Genomic DNA, 15,199 nt, shown 5'->3' with positions numbered 1-15,199 from the left:
TAGTAGTTATAGTTATACCTACTAATATAAAAAATAATATTCATACAGTCAACTTATATTTCAGAATTTTTAATTTTAAATAAAAAAAGCCTTTTATAATAAGGCTTTTTTCTACATGCTATTATTTATTTTAACTGTAAAGTATTTAACATGTTTCCCGCCAAATGCTCCCGTAAAGTAGAACCTGTATACTCTTCCCTAAATACTCCCGCCTTCACAAATAAAGGAATGACTTCACTAAAGAATAGATTTAGTGACTTGGGAGGTCCTCCTGGAATAGCAATAAATCCATCTAACGCTCCGGCCTCAAACCTATCCATAATTTGCTTCGCAACGTCTTTTGGTGTACCAACCGCAACCCAATGAGCCGATCCAACAACTTCTGGTCGCTCTAGTATTTGTTCAACTGTTGGTTCATTTTTAATAATGAAATGCCGTAATAATTCTGCATGTGTTTTACTACGTACAGTTTGATCCCGACTTGGCAGCATCTCTTCGGTAATTTTACTTTCTAGCGGAATCCCTCTCGCATCTAATCCGAGAACCATTTCAAGTAACGCATATCTCTTCTCTTTTGTGAGATGTTGATGAGCTTGTCTATGCATTTCTAGCGCCTCTTCATATGTATCACCTATAAAGAAATATAATCCAGGTAATACGCGTATAGCATCTTGCTTCCGGCCATGCTGTTCTGCTCTTCTTCTTAAATCTTGACGAAGTTCAATACCTGACTCTACATCTGGCGTTGCAGCAAAAATTGCATCTGCAACAGAAGCAGCAAAATTCCGACCAGACTCTGAAGCACCGGCTTGAAATAATGGCATTTCTCCTGATATATGCTGTGGGATATTCAGCGGACCTTTTACCTCAAAATATTCACCACTATGTTCAATTGGCTTGGCCATCTCTCTAATAACTTCAGTGTTATCTATTTTCAACACTTCATAAGGATGACTCCTCCAAAGTTTTCTTACTAACTCTGTACATTCTGCTGCTTTCGCATATCTCTCCTCAGATGATGGCATCCCTTCCTCACCAAAGTTTTCAGCACCGTCAATTGATGTAACAATATTCCACCCTACTCGGCCGTTACTAATCCAGTGTAACGATTGTAATTGCCTTGCTAATATATATGGTGGATAAAATGAAGTTGAAGCGGTTGTAACGACTCCAATTTTTTCAGTTGCGTACGCAATAGCAGTAAACAATAATGTTGGGTCTAAAATTACATTCCCTTTATTTCTAGCAATTAAATCTGGGTGGGCCACTAAATAATCGGCTTTAAAAACAAAATCTAACTTAGCCTTTTCTGCCTGTAGTGCCAACTCTACTTGCTCATCAATTCCGGAATTAAACTCATTCTCTTGTTCTTTCTTTCTAGAAATTAAACATAATCCAATGCAAAGTTGATTCTTTTTAGACATCTTCACACCATCCCCTTATTTTTAATTCACTTAGTTAAACAAATGTTGCTGTCATTATGAAATTCTATTCTTATGAAAATAGATAAAATGATATTGATAATCATTATCATTTTATGATGTAACTGTAATAAAAGCAATAACAAAAAAGACTCCCACTTTTGGAAGTCTTTTATCTCAATATTTCATTCGCTTCTTTTTCATAAATTTTATCAAATGACGTCATAACACGCTGTGATGCTTGAATCATTTTTTGATCCGTCATAAGATCTGCCATCTCTTTCGTCATATCAACATTTGAATTTTCTAGCATATGATTTTTTACTATTCCTGTTCCGTTCGGTAAATTAGCAATGTTTCCTTCTGCTAGTGTAAAGCTTTTGTTCTCACGTTGCACGAGACGAGCATTCGTTTCGGCATCTACTGTTTTTGTTTGTAAACGAGCAATATTATTTTGTGTTACTTCATCATATAATGTACCGTCTGCTTGTACAGCAACCTTTGCTCCTTCTGGAATACGAATACGCTCATTATTCTCTCCCATTACGAAAGCACCTGAAGATGTTTGTAAATAACGATCACTATTTAATGTGAAACTACCATCTCTCGTTAAAAACGTTTCATCATTTTTAGAAGTAACGAAAAATGATGTTGTGCCGGCCGCGCCGTCATCTAAAAAGAAATCTGTAGCACTATTTGTCATTTGTATATTTCCTTGTACTAAATTCACATGTGTTGCAGCTGGTACTACAGCGTAATCGACCGAACCGATATTTGTTACCGCCCCATCTCCTCGGCGATATGTGTCTTGTACATCAAATACTTTAGACGTCATATTTTCTGCTTTAAATCCTGTCGTTTGAGCATTTGCAACGTTATTCGAATGAACATTAATACGCTGCATGTAATTCATCATACCCATAGAACCTATATAAAGACCGTTCATATTCGTTTGAATAAGGCAAGCGCCTTATTCTTCACCTCTTTTCTACGATGTTTGTAACATTTGTTTCGCTAAATGTTCAGCTGTAGCGATATGTATATTTTTCCTTATGTCTTGGCCATCTGTCATTAATACAATAGGAGCTGATGATACTGCTGGAATTTTCAACAATTCGCCACTACTTGCTGTTTCATCAAATTTTGTAAACACAATACCATCTATATGAATATCTTTAAAGTTTGTAATGATTTCAATCATATCTTTACTTTTCATCGAAGCTGATAACGTTAAACAAATATAATCTGGTTCTACTTGTCCCATCGTTTCAATCATTTCTTCCACTGTTTCTGACGTACGATAATTTTTTCCGGCTGTATCAATTAAAATATAATCGACGCGTGCTTCTTCTTTAAAATACGTAAGCGCTCTTGTCATTGCAGCTTCATCACGCACAGCAATTACTTCCGATCCAATTGTCTTTACGTTATCTTGCAATTGCTGCACTGTCCCTATGCGAGAATGATCTGTCGTTATAAAACCAACTGTTTTGTTCTTACCGTGAAATTGCCATGCCATTTTCGCGAGTGTCGTCGTTTTACCAACGCCAGTTGGACCGATTAATGCGATTGTTTGTACTTCTTTTTCAAAGACGTTTTCCGTATTAAAATGAGATTTCATATCTTCCAATATGTACCTGATAACTTCTTCTTCTGTAATCATCGTTGCATTTTCAAACTTTATTTTTAACTTTTCAGCATATGCATAAATGAAATATTGTTCTACATCGTTTTGTTCTAGCATCCGAATTACTTTTTGAATAATAAACGGTACAGATTCTTGATTTTCTTTCTTTGGAACTACTTCTTCTTTCTTTACCGGAACGACTTGTTTCACAACTTTTTTCTTTTTCGGTACTTCCGTTTCTTTCGTCTGTTTCACAACGACAATTCCTTTTTCAAACAGCTTTAATAGTTTTTCTTTTTTTCTTGCCCATTCTTCACTATTTCCTGTTTGCATCGCCGCGTATGACATAGAAGTCGTTACGTTTTCTAAATTGTGCAGTACTGATTGAATTCCATTCGCCTTCACAATTTGTTCTGAAGGATCATTCACAACATCCATTAACTGTTCATGAAATTGAGCTGTACCTTCATTCACTTCTTCCTGTTTTTCTTCTGGAAAAGCAACTAACATTTCATAATCCTTTTTCCAGAAAAACGGTATATTTCGTTTTACACTTTCATCGACAACGTAATAATAATCTGTACCATATTGGTCAAATAACTTTCGATACAATTCATTTTTCGAAGCTGCTTTTATTCGCATTAACGCTTCTTTCTTTTCTGTACTTTCCATTACTTCACCCCCTACTATTCAATATAGGCAATTTGATCCACAACAATTTCTGGTGCTAATTCGCTAATACAAAGTACTTGTGCTTCCACTTGATAACGTTCTAGCAGTCTTACGATCGCAAATCTAAAATCTTTTCTACGTGTTAATAACACTGGTTCTCTTCCCATTAAACGTGCTTGCTTAAAGACGCGCTGCACTTGCTCAACGACACGTGTTTCTAAATCTAAATCCCAGTTTAATAAGTAACCTTGATATGAATTATTCACAACATCCGCATCTAACTCAATTGAATCAGAGAAGAGCGCTGCATATATTTTTCCGTCCGGATTTTTCGCATTTTCACAAATAACTTTTGAAATACATTCACGAACAAATGATGTCACACCGTCAACGTGGTTTTGATAAATTTCTTTGCCGTCAATAATACCTTCAATAATTGTTGGTAAATCACGAATAGAAATACCTTCTTTTAGAAGTTGTTTAATAACATTTTGAACGAGTGATAAATCAATTTCTTTCTTCTTAATCTCTTCTAATAGAACGCCATTATCATTTTCAAGCGAGTTAATTAAGTCTTTTACATGTTGACGCTGAATTAATTCATGAAGATTACGTCTAACGACAACATCTAAATGTGTAATTAATATGCTAAGTGGCTCTAACACTTGATAGCCTTTCATTTGTGCATCTTGCACCATATGCTCTAAAATCCAATATCCATCTTCACCGAAAATTGGATCTTTAGCTGGCTCTGCATCTAAATCAGCCATTACGTTCGGTGTTTTCAATGCTAATAAATAACCTGATTTTAAAACACCTTCAGCTGCCTTAGCACCTTTAATTCGAATAATGTAACGTCCGCGTGGTCTAAAGCTCGTATTATCTTTAAAGTTAATTCCAGGAACGTTAATACCAAGGTCAGTAATAATCGACTTCCGCATAAGAACAACTTTATCACGAGCTGTTTCCCCGTTAATTTTCTGCTTTACAAGTGCTGCTAAATCTAAACCGAGTTCTACAATAATCGGATATTTATCCGTAAATACTCCGAATGAATCTTCCACTTGTTGCAGTTGCTCATCTTCGCCTTGAATCATTTCTAATTCTTTTTGAAGCTCGTCTTCTTTTTCTTTCTTTATTCGATTTTTATTACGAATGCCTAAGAAGATAATCGTTCCACCAACGAGTGCGAATGGTAGAAACGGTAGCGGAGTAAAAATACCCATTGAGATAAATAAACCACCTAGTGCATATACAACGACTTCATGCGCTAATAACTCTTTAAAGATACCTTCTGTTACTGTATCCGGTGAGCCGTCAAATACACGCGTTACGATAATACCTGTTGAAATTGCAAGCATTAATGAACCGATTTGGTTTACGATTCCGTCACCGACAGTTAACTGTGTATAATGAAGAGCTGCATCTGCAAAGCTCATTCCTTGCTGCATCATGCCGACAATTAAACCGAAAATAATGTTTACGAATAAAATGACAATCCCGAAAATAACGTCCCCTTTAATGAACTTTCCGGCACCATCCATCGCCCCGTAAAACTCTGTTTCCATATTTAATTTTTTTCGTTTTGCCTGTGCATCTTTTTCTGAAATAATACGCTGGTTTAAATCAGCATCGATAGACATTTGTTTCCCCGGTAAAGAATCAAGTGTAAAACGAGCTGCTACTTCAGCTGTACGAGATGCACCGTTTGCAACGATAAACTGGAATATGATTAATACTGTAAAAATAACGATACCAATTAATAAGTTTCCGCCAATTACGAACTGGCCGAACTCTTCAATAACATGACCTGCATTTCCATCTGTCAAAATCGCTCGCGTCGTCGAAACGTTAATCGATACGCGGAAAATCCCGATTAATAACAACATCGTTGGAAATGACTTTAATTCATCCCACTCGTTAATACTTGTCGCTCGCATATAAATAAGCACTGACATACTTAGTAGAAAAACGATAATGATATCAAGTATAAATGGTGGAAGTGGAATTAAGAGCGCCACTACGAATGACGCTGCTAAAAAGATAGAAAAATAGGTTCTTGCAGACTCTATCTTAAACAAAGAGATCTCCTCCAAACGCGCTATTACACTTCAAGTTCGTTCGTCTGAATTAAATAGCGCATAACTTCAATTACAGCTACGTATAAATCTTCTGGAATCGTCTCATCTTCCTCGACCTGATAATATAAAGAACGAGCAAGCGGACGGTTTTCCACCATTGGTATTTCTTGTTCACGGGCAAGCGTTCGTATATATAATGCGAGCTCATCTTCCCCTTTTGCAACGACAATTGGTGCTGCATCAACGTGTTTATTGTAACGAAGTACAACCGAAATATGCGTCGGGTTGTTCACAATAAACGTTGCACCATCCATCTTCTTCGCGATTGTCCCTTGCAAGATGGCATGCATAAAGTTTTTTCGTTTCCCCTTTACTTGCGGGTCCCCTTCATTATCTTTATGCTCCCTTTTTACTTCTTCTTTTTTCATCTTAATATCTTGCTCGTACTCCCATCTTTGATAAATGAAATCGATAATAGAAAGAACGATTAAAATAATTAAAATGGCTAAAAAGATAAATTTAATTTGGCTAATAATTTCAGTAAGTGACGCTGTCCAGTTAAATCCAATCATACTAACAATCTTCTCTAAATTCTTTTTAAAGAGAACGTACGAAACGTAACCGATTAATCCCATATAAAACAGTGATTTCAAAATATCTACTAAACTTTTACGACTAAACAATCTCGTAAAATAGTTTTTCGGATTAATACGTGACGCTTTCGGTTTAATGACTTTAGAAGAAAATAGGAAGCCGACTTGAATCATATAATTGAATAAATGAAAAGCATATACGAGTATTAATATCGGAGCTGATACTTTTAGTAGTAGCATCCCCATTAAATAAAAATACTCGGTTGAATCTGTATTTTTTCCAATTTGATCAAACAGCACCGCTACGGAATTTGCAATCTCATAACCTAGCCAATCTCCGAAGAAATAAACGACAACTGCTAATACGAGAATGGAAAATAAATTATTTAAATCTTTACTCCGGGCAATATTCCCTTCTTCACGCGATTTTTTACGCTTCTGCGGGGTGGCCTTTTCTGTTTTATTATCCTTTGCCATGCGCGTCCCCCTACTTCGTTAAGAAAAAGTTAAATAGTTTCGTATATTCTTCAAGTAATACATCCGTCATATTTTTAAACACATAACCGAGCATCGGTACACTCATCGCAATAAACAAAATACCACATGTAATTTTAATTACGTATGCATTCATAAAAACGTTTAATTGCGGAGCATTTTTTGCAATTAAAATTAGAACAAAGTTAATGATGAATAAACTTCCCATAAGCGGCAGAGCAATTTCAACCGCTGATGTGATCGCAAATAATAACGTTGCGAGTAGACTATCTAAAAAACTAGTCGTCAACAATTTTGAAATCGCCTCTGTATATTGAAACGACTTTAAAATAGTGGCAACGAAATAGTTAATGCCGCCAAGTGAAATAAAAATAATAAGAAAAAATATATCAAAAATTGTTGATAGCAAAGTGGACTGTGACCCTGCATTTACATCAAACAAACTTGCTTGTGATAAACCAATATCAAAGTCTAAAATATGCCCTGCCATTTTCGGAATGTTCCACAGCATTTCTACAATTTTTGAAAGTGATAATCCAATTACAATTTGCGTTCCTGCATAAGCTGCAACGTCCCAAACTGTCTTGATGTGAGAGACATCCACTTGATCGGCCATTGTAATTGAAAGAGCAAGTCCAAATGTAACCTTTGCCATCGCTGGAATGGATCGGCCTGAGAAAAACGGTAAAAAATATAAAAATGAAGTAATGCGGCAAAACGCAAAAAACGTCGCCGCCCATAATTCCATATTCATTTCAGTTCACCTATCTTAGTACGAACGCAATAGCGATGGGATTTTATCAAATAAATCTAAAATAAGCATCGTTAACTCTTGAAACATCCACGGACCTAAAATGATAATAACGAGCACAATACTCGCCATTTTCGGTAAAAACGTCAGCGTTTGCTCTTGAATTTGCATCATTGCCATAATAACCGCGATAATAATAACGACAATCAGACTTACAACGGCAATCGGCATTAAAATCATAACCCCTTTATAAAAAAAGGTTTGGAAAATATCTATAATTGGTGACGTATTCATTTATATGACTCCTATCACATAGCATCAAACGCTTCAGGCGACCGTCTTAAACATAATATCGACAATTTTTGTATATCCACCTAAATATACGAAAACGAGTATTTTAAACGGTAAACTTAAAATCATCGGCGGTACCATCATCATCCCGAGGTACATTAAAAGTGTACTAATAATCAAATCTATAAATACAAACGCTAAATAAATGAACATCCCTGTTAGTAAACCTTTTTGAATTTGCGTTAACGTAAAGGATGGTACAAGTGTAAATAAGGAAAGATCTTTCAAATCTTTCGGCAACTCTTCTCCGCGTACTTTCAGCATCATTTTCAAATCATGCTTATACGTATGCTTTGACATATATTCTTTCATAATAGGAGCTGTCGTTTCCGCAGCTTGGCTTACTGTTATTTTCTCTTTCGTCATCGGATCCCACACATCGCTCTTCAGTTGCCCGAGTACAGGCTGCATCGTAAAGAGTGATAAAAATAATGCAAGTCCAACAAGCACTTGGTTTGGTGGTAAATTCATTACCCCAAGTCCTTGACGTGTAATCCCAAGAACGATCATAAAATAAGTAAAATGTGTAAATAATAGAACGATAGAAGAAGATAATGATAAAAGGGTAACGAGCGCAAATAGTTGTACACTTGAATTACTCGTAAACTCTTTTCCATTTTCGAAATTAATAAAACCGTTCGGGGCCGCATACGCTGGATTTACAAAAATAATTGAAAAAACGATAGAAAATACGAAAATAACGGCTAATAATGATAACTGTTTCTTTATTCTCATGATGGATCCTCTACTTTTTTCGTTTCAGTCTTCACCGCGTCTTCTAGTGCTTGTTGAAACTGATTTCCTGTTCCGGTTAATTGCACAGACTGCACACCGTTATTACTAATAACAGTGAACACTTGCTTTCCGTCCACTTCAAATAAAAAGGCACTCGTTTGATGATTTAAATACACGCCGTCTTTTACTTGAATATGGCCATTTTCACCCTGCTTAAAAAACTGCTGTTTGCGCGTCTTTTTTGTCATATAATATGCACCGTAACCGAGCGCACCAAACAGTAAAACGACTTGAAATAAGGTCGTCATATACGACATATGACTCCTCCTCTACTCTTTATCTTGCATTTGACTTTGCGCTTTCATAAGCGCCGCTTGTTTCTTGTCAGCTTCAATTTCAGAAATGATAATACCGAATTTCTCGTCCATTACGATTGCTTCACCGATGCCGACTTTCATATTACTTAAATACACATCTACTTTATGTCCTAAGTTTTTCTCTACTTCAAGAACATCGCCAACTTTTAACTGCTTTACATCACCAAGCGTAATAGATGACTTTCCAAGCTTTACACCAAGTTCAATCGAAATATCTGAAACAGTATCGATATGTGCTTTGCCTGCTTCATTTCGCTTTCCTGCAAAATCTTCTAATCCCATTAATGACACAGGAGATACTTCATGCTTCATATGGATCCTCCTACTCTACAAAACTTTTAAATAGGAGCGCCTTACGCGTTCCATCTTTTCCAATAAAACAATTAAATTTATGCTTTCCATCTACATAACCAAGTAATTCATCCGAAACTTTCGTATGAAGCGGAATAATATCGCCTTCTTCAATTTGTTCAATCTCACTCATTGTCATTTTCTGCTCACCAATCGCAACGTGAACAGGTTTGTACACTTGATTTACTTTCACTTCCACTTCAGACGTGTACTTCCTACGTTTATCCGAAGAATGTTCGACAATATTTTCAGACGTTAACTTATCCATAATTTCTTCAACAGATAAGAACGGAATCCCGATACGCACCGTCGTATTCCAAAAATCTGTTTTCATATTTACATTAAGTAATGAAATGATATCGCTCGCTGTCGTAATCTTTAGTGCATTCGGATCTGTTTCCGTCGTTACAAATTTCGGTTCAATCGCAACAACACTTTCGAATGATTGCTCCAAATTTTTACAAAGAAGCAAGAATATATTATCAAGCGTTAAAAACTCAAATGCTGTTAACGGTCTGCGCATCGTAAAGTTACGCTTACTATCTCCGCCAAGCCAACATTCATGAATATAAATAACGAATGCTAAATCAATCTCAATAACAATTTCTCCAAGCTCTGGTAAACCGAGATCAATTACGCAATATAAATAATAATCTTTCGGCATTTTCTCCACATACTCACTCGTAAATGGAACTTGCTCAACTGTTGAAGGCTCTAGTTCAATTGGAATACGCATACGCGCTGATAACGTCTGTGACGTCTGTTTTCCAAACGTAGAAGCAATCGCTTGCAAACTACGTAAATGCTCAACACCGAACTTCTCTGGTCTATTAAAATCATACTCTTGAAATTTCTCTTGCTTTCCTGCTTCTTGTGCGAAAGCTGGCATTTCCTCGCCTTCATTTACCGCCTTCAGCAGGGCATCAATTTGCTCTTGGCTTAATTTTTCGCCACTCATGACAATCCCCTTCCCTACCTTTTCAATTCAACGATTTCAACGTACATCTTCCCATTCTTCGTCAAAATCTTTCCGGTTCCAATCTCTTCATTCTCAAGCATAAGACGCACCGTATTTTTCGTTGAATTTTCAAGACGATACAATGTACCTTTCGTAATATGAAGCAGATCTTCAATTTTCTTTTTCGTATTTCCGATTTCAAAATAAATTGTTAACGGAATATCATCTTGTAATTTCAAATCTAGCCAACTCCCATATCATGTTCACGAAAATTTCATGTTCTCTCTATATGAAACTTCTTATTTTGAAACGTCGATATTTAATATTTTTTTAATATATCCTTGCGTTTCTTTAAATGGCGGTACGCCTCCGTACTTTCTCACATTGCCAGGACCAGCATTATAAGAAGCAAGTGCCAATACTAAGTCGCCGTTATTTTTCTTTAAATAACCGCTTAACTCTTTCACGCCACCTTCAATACTTTCAGCTGGTGAAAAGGGATTCTTCACACCCATCTCCTTCACATTCGCTGGCATAAGCTGCATAAGACCCATCGCACCGGCATGTGACACCGTTTTCGGATTAAAATTAGACTCTACTTCAATCATTTTTTGAATTAACGTTTTTGGAATTCCATATGTACGACTTACGCGATCAATAATATCCTCATACTTCCCTTCATTGGAAGAACGTATTTTTTGAATATTATACTTCTTCGTTAATTCCCACGTATCAGCAGCCTCATTTTTCGTTTCTGGGAAACGTCGTTCAAACTCTTTTTGCGCAACTTGCACTTCATCTGCTTTCTTCGTTTCAGCCTTTTCTTCAGGCTTACTCGCTTCCTCTACTTTATTAATAGTTTCTACGGGTTTATTAACAACCGCTTCTATTTTCGTAGATTGTACCGGCTGACTCATATCTTCTACTTTTGCCGGCTGCGTAGTTTCTTTCGTCTCCTTCGCAGGCTCACTCTGCAACTTCTCTTGAAAACGACTACTAACAAATGCTTGTGGACTACTTAGCTTTTGCTGAATTTGTCCTTTCTTATATGCAAGCACTTCTTTTACTATATTTCCAACTATCATAATATCACCTTTTCGGTAAACAAAGATAATCTAATATTAGAGTTTTTTTTTAAAGTTTGCAATAATCCTTTTAATAATTATGTAATAAAAAAATGAATATATTGTTAAACTGTTATTTTTTTATATTTATTAATTCGAATTTTTAGTTGACACCCGTTGTAGCAAGGATTACAATAAATCTCGAAATTGATTTTTTCGCATATTACCGTTTTTCAATTTGCAGAAAAGTCAATATAAAAAAATGGGGGTTTCTTAACATGAGAATTAATACAAACATTAACAGCATGCGTACTCAAGAGTACATGCGCCAAAACCAAGCTAAAATGAGCAACGCTATGGACCGTTTATCAAGCGGTAAACGTATCAACAACGCTTCTGACGATGCAGCAGGTCTTGCAATCGCAACTCGTATGCGTGCACGTGAAAGCGGATTAGGTGTTGCAGCTAACAACACACAAGACGGTATGTCTTTAATCCGTACAGCTGACTCAGCTTTAAACTCTGTATCTAACATCTTACTTCGTATGCGTGACATCGCTAACCAATCTGCGAACGGTACGAACACTGGCGATAACCAAAAAGCATTAGATAAAGAATTTTCTGCATTAAAAGAACAAATCGATTACATTTCTAAAAACACAGAGTTTAACGATAAGAAATTATTAAATGGTGATAACAAATCTATTGCTATTCAAACTCTAGATAACGCTGATACAGCTAAACAAATCAATATCAATCTAGCTGATTCATCTACTAAAGCTTTAAATATTGATACATTATCAATTGCAGGAACTACTGATAAAACAATCACTATTACAGCAAAAGACCTTACTGACAATAAAGCAACCCTTGATGCTTTAAAAACAGCTAAAGCTGACTTAGCTAAATTAGATGATAAATCTGATCAAGCTACTATTGACAAAGCGGTTGATGCGTTTAAAACAGCATTTAATAACGTTGATAAAAACTTACTGTCTGACAAGGCAATCGAAGGTATTACAGACAAAATGACTGCTTTTGATGGTACACATACAGCGGCTGCGGCAATCGGAACTGCTTATACTGAACCCACTGCAGGTGATATTACAAAATCTGCACCAAACGCTTCTGGCGCAATCAAATCAATTGATGCTGCATTAGAAACAATCGCTTCTAACCGTGCAACTCTAGGTGCTACATTAAACCGTCTTGACTTTAACGTAAACAACCTGAAGAGCCAATCTTCTTCTATGGCTTCAGCTGCTTCTCAAATCGAAGACGCTGACATGGCGAAAGAAATGTCTGAAATGACTAAGTTCAAAATCTTGAACGAAGCTGGTATCAGCATGCTTTCTCAAGCAAACCAAACTCCACAAATGGTTTCTAAATTATTACAATAAGCCATTTGAGTTAGTTTCCTGAATAAACCTCTCTGCTTGCGGAGAGGTTTATTTTTTTCTATATAGATGAATTATTATTTGTAAGATCTTTCTTTTTTAGGTAGGAGAGAGCATCCGCGTGGCGTAGAAGCGGTTAGTGCTTATCTTGATCCCCTCTTATTCTAAAACACAAATAGCAAATAAGCATAAGTCTTTTTTTCTTTTCATAACCGTTTATTAGCTTTAGAACACTAACTATATTAATCTATAAGGAGTGTCTATTATGCGTATTGGTACGTATGTTTTAAGTATAAATGCTAGGCAGTCGTTGTATGAGAATGAGAGGCATATGAATGTTGCAGTGAAGCATTTGGCGACTGGTACGAAGTTGAACAACGCTTCGGATAATCCCGCTAATATTGCAATTGTGACTCGTATGCATGCGAGAGAAAGTGGTATGCGCGTGGCGATTCGTAATAATGAGGATGCAATATCGATGCTTCGCACAGCCGAAGCTGCACTTCAAACTGTGATGAATATTTTGCAGCGCATGCGTGATTTAGCCATTCAATCCGCAAACAGTACAAATTCAAATAAAAACCGTGATTCACTGAATAAAGAGTTTCAATCTTTAACAGAACAAATTAGCTATATTGGCGAGACGACTGAGTTTAATGATTTATCCGTATTTGACGGTCAAAACCGCCCTGTTACATTAGACGATATCGGTCATACGGTACATATATCAAAGTCTATTCCACCACCTTCCCCTACACAACACGACATCAAGATTTCAACAGAACAAGAAGCAAGAGCGGCAATTCTTAAAATTGAAGAGGCTTTGCAAAGTGTGTCACTTCATCGTGCTGATCTTGGAGCTATGATAAATCGTTTACATTTCAATATTGAAAATTTAAATAGCCAAAGTATGGCGTTAACAGATGCTGCATCTCGAATTGAAGATGCAGACATGGCGCAGGAGATGAGTGATTTTTTAAAGTTTAAATTATTGACTGAAGTTGCACTTAGTATGGTTTCACAAGCGAATCAAATTCCGCAAATGGTTTCTAAGTTACTACAATCGTAAAAATTCATCTTCCATCTTTGGAACGATTCCATACAAAACAAAAGGGAAATACATATAAACTATGTATCTCCCTTTTATTTTGTACCCAAATTTTATTACTGTGTTACCGTCATAACTTGTCCGCTACGGTCAACCATTATTTTCATTTTTCCGTCTTGTGCATTATATAGCCCAAGTTTATGTAATTCCATTTTACAATCTTGTACGAAAGTTGGTAATTTACGAATTTGATCAATATCAGAACTTGTAATGAAATGAATTAAAAGCTGCGTCATACCTTTAATATCTTGTACAAGCTCTTCTTTCTCTCGTTTTAGCCTTTCATTTTCTAGTTGTAACGACTGCAATTCACCTTCTAGACTACGTGTATTCTTTGCTTCTCTAGAACGCCCTGCTGCCATGCTAGAAAGCTTATAAATACCTTCCATAAACTGATGTAGTTCGTCTTCTTTCCTTTCACTACATTGATTAATTGTTTCAAAGTTATCAACGATACCAGATATAACTGTTACAAGATTTTTTTCATCCTCTTTATGCTGGATTTCTTCTTTTAATTCGTACTCGTTTTCTTGCTTTCTTGCAACGATTGTCTCTTTTACTGGTATATATTTTCGCTTTCGTCCTGGTTTTTGTTTTTCAATATTTTCAAACGGTATTTCACGTTTTTTCAATTTATAATACGTATTTTGCAATTGACTTTCTGTTTTCGGAAAAAGATTTAGTTCATTTTTACTTACGTATTTTGAAATATTTAAAATGTTTAAACCGTGACGTTGACAAAATTGATACACTTCATAAAGTAGCTCTAGTTCAGACTTCAGCCATGTAATTGCTGATTTTTCATATGCTCGCATCCCGCCATTTTTTTCTATATCTATTTGAAATAATACCATTCTATTATGTAAATCAACTAACTCTTCATACTTTACTTGGAATTCTTTTTCTATTTTTTTTAATTCCACCTCTAGTTGCATATCGTTCATTTTATTATTTGACATGTTTTGTAAAAGACCTAATACATTAATTGCTGTGTGGTGATACATAATCTGTGCCACTCCCCCTCATCCTTTCACAATTCTCATCTGACTCCCATGTCTTTTAAGAAAATAGCAATTTTTACATATCCATATTATAACAGTTCGAAATTATCTGTCAAATAATAAACATACAAAAATGTATAGAAAGTATAAAAATTTGGAAAATGTTTTTTATTAATATGTAAAATTGCATATTAATTACATTTAATTATATTATATG

Annotated in this window: 16 protein-coding genes; 2 read left to right on the top strand and 14 right to left on the bottom strand. The window is 35.7% G+C overall.

Annotation, left to right across the window (positions count from 1 at the left end):
• Positions 1-125 precede the first annotated feature (125 nt).
• From DN403_RS09865 to DN403_RS09805, 13 genes are all read right to left on the bottom strand, one after another.
• Positions 126-1,424, bottom strand: coding sequence for an NtaA/DmoA family FMN-dependent monooxygenase (locus DN403_RS09865; RefSeq protein WP_000038859.1), 1,299 nt, complete (start codon positions 1,422-1,424; stop codon positions 126-128).
• A gap of 169 nt (positions 1,425-1,593) precedes the next feature.
• On the bottom strand, positions 1,594-2,367 hold the full coding sequence (locus DN403_RS09860; protein ID WP_001013934.1) for a flagellar basal-body rod protein FlgG: 774 nt from the start codon (positions 2,365-2,367) through the stop codon (positions 1,594-1,596).
• A gap of 42 nt (positions 2,368-2,409) precedes the next feature.
• Positions 2,410-3,720, bottom strand: a complete 1,311-nt coding sequence (gene flhF / locus DN403_RS09855) for a flagellar biosynthesis GTPase FlhF (RefSeq protein ID WP_000446181.1) — start codon at positions 3,718-3,720, stop codon at positions 2,410-2,412.
• A 14-nt stretch (positions 3,721-3,734) separates the two neighbouring features.
• Complete coding sequence (gene flhA / locus DN403_RS09850; RefSeq protein ID WP_016077898.1) at positions 3,735-5,801, bottom strand: flagellar biosynthesis protein FlhA; 2,067 nt, start codon at positions 5,799-5,801, stop codon at positions 3,735-3,737.
• Between the two features lie 23 nt (positions 5,802-5,824).
• Positions 5,825-6,871, bottom strand: a complete 1,047-nt coding sequence (flhB, locus tag DN403_RS09845) for a flagellar type III secretion system protein FlhB (protein ID WP_149185430.1) — start codon at positions 6,869-6,871, stop codon at positions 5,825-5,827.
• 10 nt (positions 6,872-6,881) lie between these two features.
• Complete coding sequence (locus tag DN403_RS09840; protein ID WP_149185429.1) at positions 6,882-7,643, bottom strand: flagellar biosynthetic protein FliR; 762 nt, start codon at positions 7,641-7,643, stop codon at positions 6,882-6,884.
• A gap of 15 nt (positions 7,644-7,658) precedes the next feature.
• Complete coding sequence (locus tag DN403_RS09835) at positions 7,659-7,934, bottom strand: flagellar biosynthetic protein FliQ (protein WP_001098080.1); 276 nt, start codon at positions 7,932-7,934, stop codon at positions 7,659-7,661.
• A 33-nt stretch (positions 7,935-7,967) separates the two neighbouring features.
• Entirely contained in the window at positions 7,968-8,726 is a 759-nt protein-coding gene (locus tag DN403_RS09830; protein ID WP_001220582.1) for a flagellar type III secretion system pore protein FliP, read from the bottom strand.
• The gene (locus DN403_RS09825; RefSeq protein WP_000121178.1) at positions 8,723-9,043 is read right to left on the bottom strand and encodes a hypothetical protein; all 321 of its coding nucleotides are present in this window, start codon (positions 9,041-9,043) and stop codon (positions 8,723-8,725) included. Before DN403_RS09825 ends, DN403_RS09830 begins: the two co-directional genes overlap by 4 nt.
• Positions 9,044-9,055: 12 nt before the next feature.
• Positions 9,056-9,415: a flagellar motor switch protein FliN gene (fliN, locus tag DN403_RS09820; RefSeq protein WP_000680010.1), complete on the bottom strand. Its 360-nt coding sequence runs from the start codon at positions 9,413-9,415 to the stop codon at positions 9,056-9,058.
• 10 nt (positions 9,416-9,425) lie between these two features.
• Positions 9,426-10,412, bottom strand: a complete 987-nt coding sequence (gene fliM / locus DN403_RS09815) for a flagellar motor switch protein FliM (RefSeq protein ID WP_000012361.1) — start codon at positions 10,410-10,412, stop codon at positions 9,426-9,428.
• A gap of 14 nt (positions 10,413-10,426) precedes the next feature.
• Positions 10,427-10,651 carry a flagellar motor switch protein FliN gene (locus DN403_RS09810; protein WP_000775712.1) on the bottom strand — a complete coding sequence of 75 codons (225 nt, stop codon included), beginning with the start codon at positions 10,649-10,651 and terminating at the stop codon, positions 10,427-10,429.
• Positions 10,652-10,711: 60 nt separating this feature from the next.
• Complete coding sequence (locus DN403_RS09805; protein WP_016098032.1) at positions 10,712-11,497, bottom strand: lytic transglycosylase domain-containing protein; 786 nt, start codon at positions 11,495-11,497, stop codon at positions 10,712-10,714.
• Between the two features lie 257 nt (positions 11,498-11,754).
• On the opposite strand from DN403_RS09805, the gene DN403_RS09800 reads away from it, so the two are divergent.
• Positions 11,755-12,876, top strand: a complete 1,122-nt coding sequence (locus DN403_RS09800; RefSeq protein WP_016077900.1) for a flagellin N-terminal helical domain-containing protein — start codon at positions 11,755-11,757, stop codon at positions 12,874-12,876.
• A gap of 262 nt (positions 12,877-13,138) precedes the next feature.
• Positions 13,139-13,942 carry a flagellin N-terminal helical domain-containing protein gene (locus tag DN403_RS09795; protein WP_149185428.1) on the top strand — a complete coding sequence of 268 codons (804 nt, stop codon included), beginning with the start codon at positions 13,139-13,141 and terminating at the stop codon, positions 13,940-13,942.
• Between the two features lie 95 nt (positions 13,943-14,037).
• Here the strand turns inward: DN403_RS09795 and DN403_RS09790 are convergent, their stop codons facing one another.
• Positions 14,038-14,985, bottom strand: coding sequence for a DNA-binding domain-containing protein (locus tag DN403_RS09790; protein WP_136997003.1), 948 nt, complete (start codon positions 14,983-14,985; stop codon positions 14,038-14,040).
• Between the last annotated feature and the right edge of the window lie 214 nt (positions 14,986-15,199).

This window comes from Bacillus sp. AY2-1, assembly GCF_008368965.1.
Taxonomy (GTDB): domain Bacteria; phylum Bacillota; class Bacilli; order Bacillales; family Bacillaceae_G; genus Bacillus_A; species Bacillus_A thuringiensis_S.
The sequence above is the reverse complement of the archived record's forward strand: the minus strand, read 5'-3'. Positions and strand labels throughout refer to the sequence as shown.

Excerpts from the sequence above, each read along its gene's own strand:
- DN403_RS09865 (WP_000038859.1), bottom strand. The coding sequence starts at position 1,424 with ATGTCTAAAAAGAATCAACTTTGCATTGGATTATGTTTAATTTCTAGA.
- DN403_RS09860 (WP_001013934.1), bottom strand. The coding sequence starts at position 2,367 with ATGAACGGTCTTTATATAGGTTCTATGGGTATGATGAATTACATGCAG.
- flhF (WP_000446181.1), bottom strand. The coding sequence starts at position 3,720 with ATGGAAAGTACAGAAAAGAAAGAAGCGTTAATGCGAATAAAAGCAGCT.
- flhB (WP_149185430.1), bottom strand. The coding sequence starts at position 6,871 with ATGGCAAAGGATAATAAAACAGAAAAGGCCACCCCGCAGAAGCGTAAA.
- DN403_RS09840 (WP_149185429.1), bottom strand. The coding sequence starts at position 7,643 with ATGAATATGGAATTATGGGCGGCGACGTTTTTTGCGTTTTGCCGCATT.
- DN403_RS09835 (WP_001098080.1), bottom strand. The coding sequence starts at position 7,934 with ATGAATACGTCACCAATTATAGATATTTTCCAAACCTTTTTTTATAAA.
- DN403_RS09830 (WP_001220582.1), bottom strand. The coding sequence starts at position 8,726 with ATGAGAATAAAGAAACAGTTATCATTATTAGCCGTTATTTTCGTATTT.
- DN403_RS09825 (WP_000121178.1), bottom strand. The coding sequence starts at position 9,043 with ATGTCGTATATGACGACCTTATTTCAAGTCGTTTTACTGTTTGGTGCG.
- fliN (WP_000680010.1), bottom strand. The coding sequence starts at position 9,415 with ATGAAGCATGAAGTATCTCCTGTGTCATTAATGGGATTAGAAGATTTT.
- fliM (WP_000012361.1), bottom strand. The coding sequence starts at position 10,412 with ATGAGTGGCGAAAAATTAAGCCAAGAGCAAATTGATGCCCTGCTGAAG.
- DN403_RS09805 (WP_016098032.1), bottom strand. The coding sequence starts at position 11,497 with ATGATAGTTGGAAATATAGTAAAAGAAGTGCTTGCATATAAGAAAGGA.
- DN403_RS09800 (WP_016077900.1), top strand. The coding sequence starts at position 11,755 with ATGAGAATTAATACAAACATTAACAGCATGCGTACTCAAGAGTACATG.
- DN403_RS09795 (WP_149185428.1), top strand. The coding sequence starts at position 13,139 with ATGCGTATTGGTACGTATGTTTTAAGTATAAATGCTAGGCAGTCGTTG.
- DN403_RS09790 (WP_136997003.1), bottom strand. The coding sequence starts at position 14,985 with ATGTATCACCACACAGCAATTAATGTATTAGGTCTTTTACAAAACATG.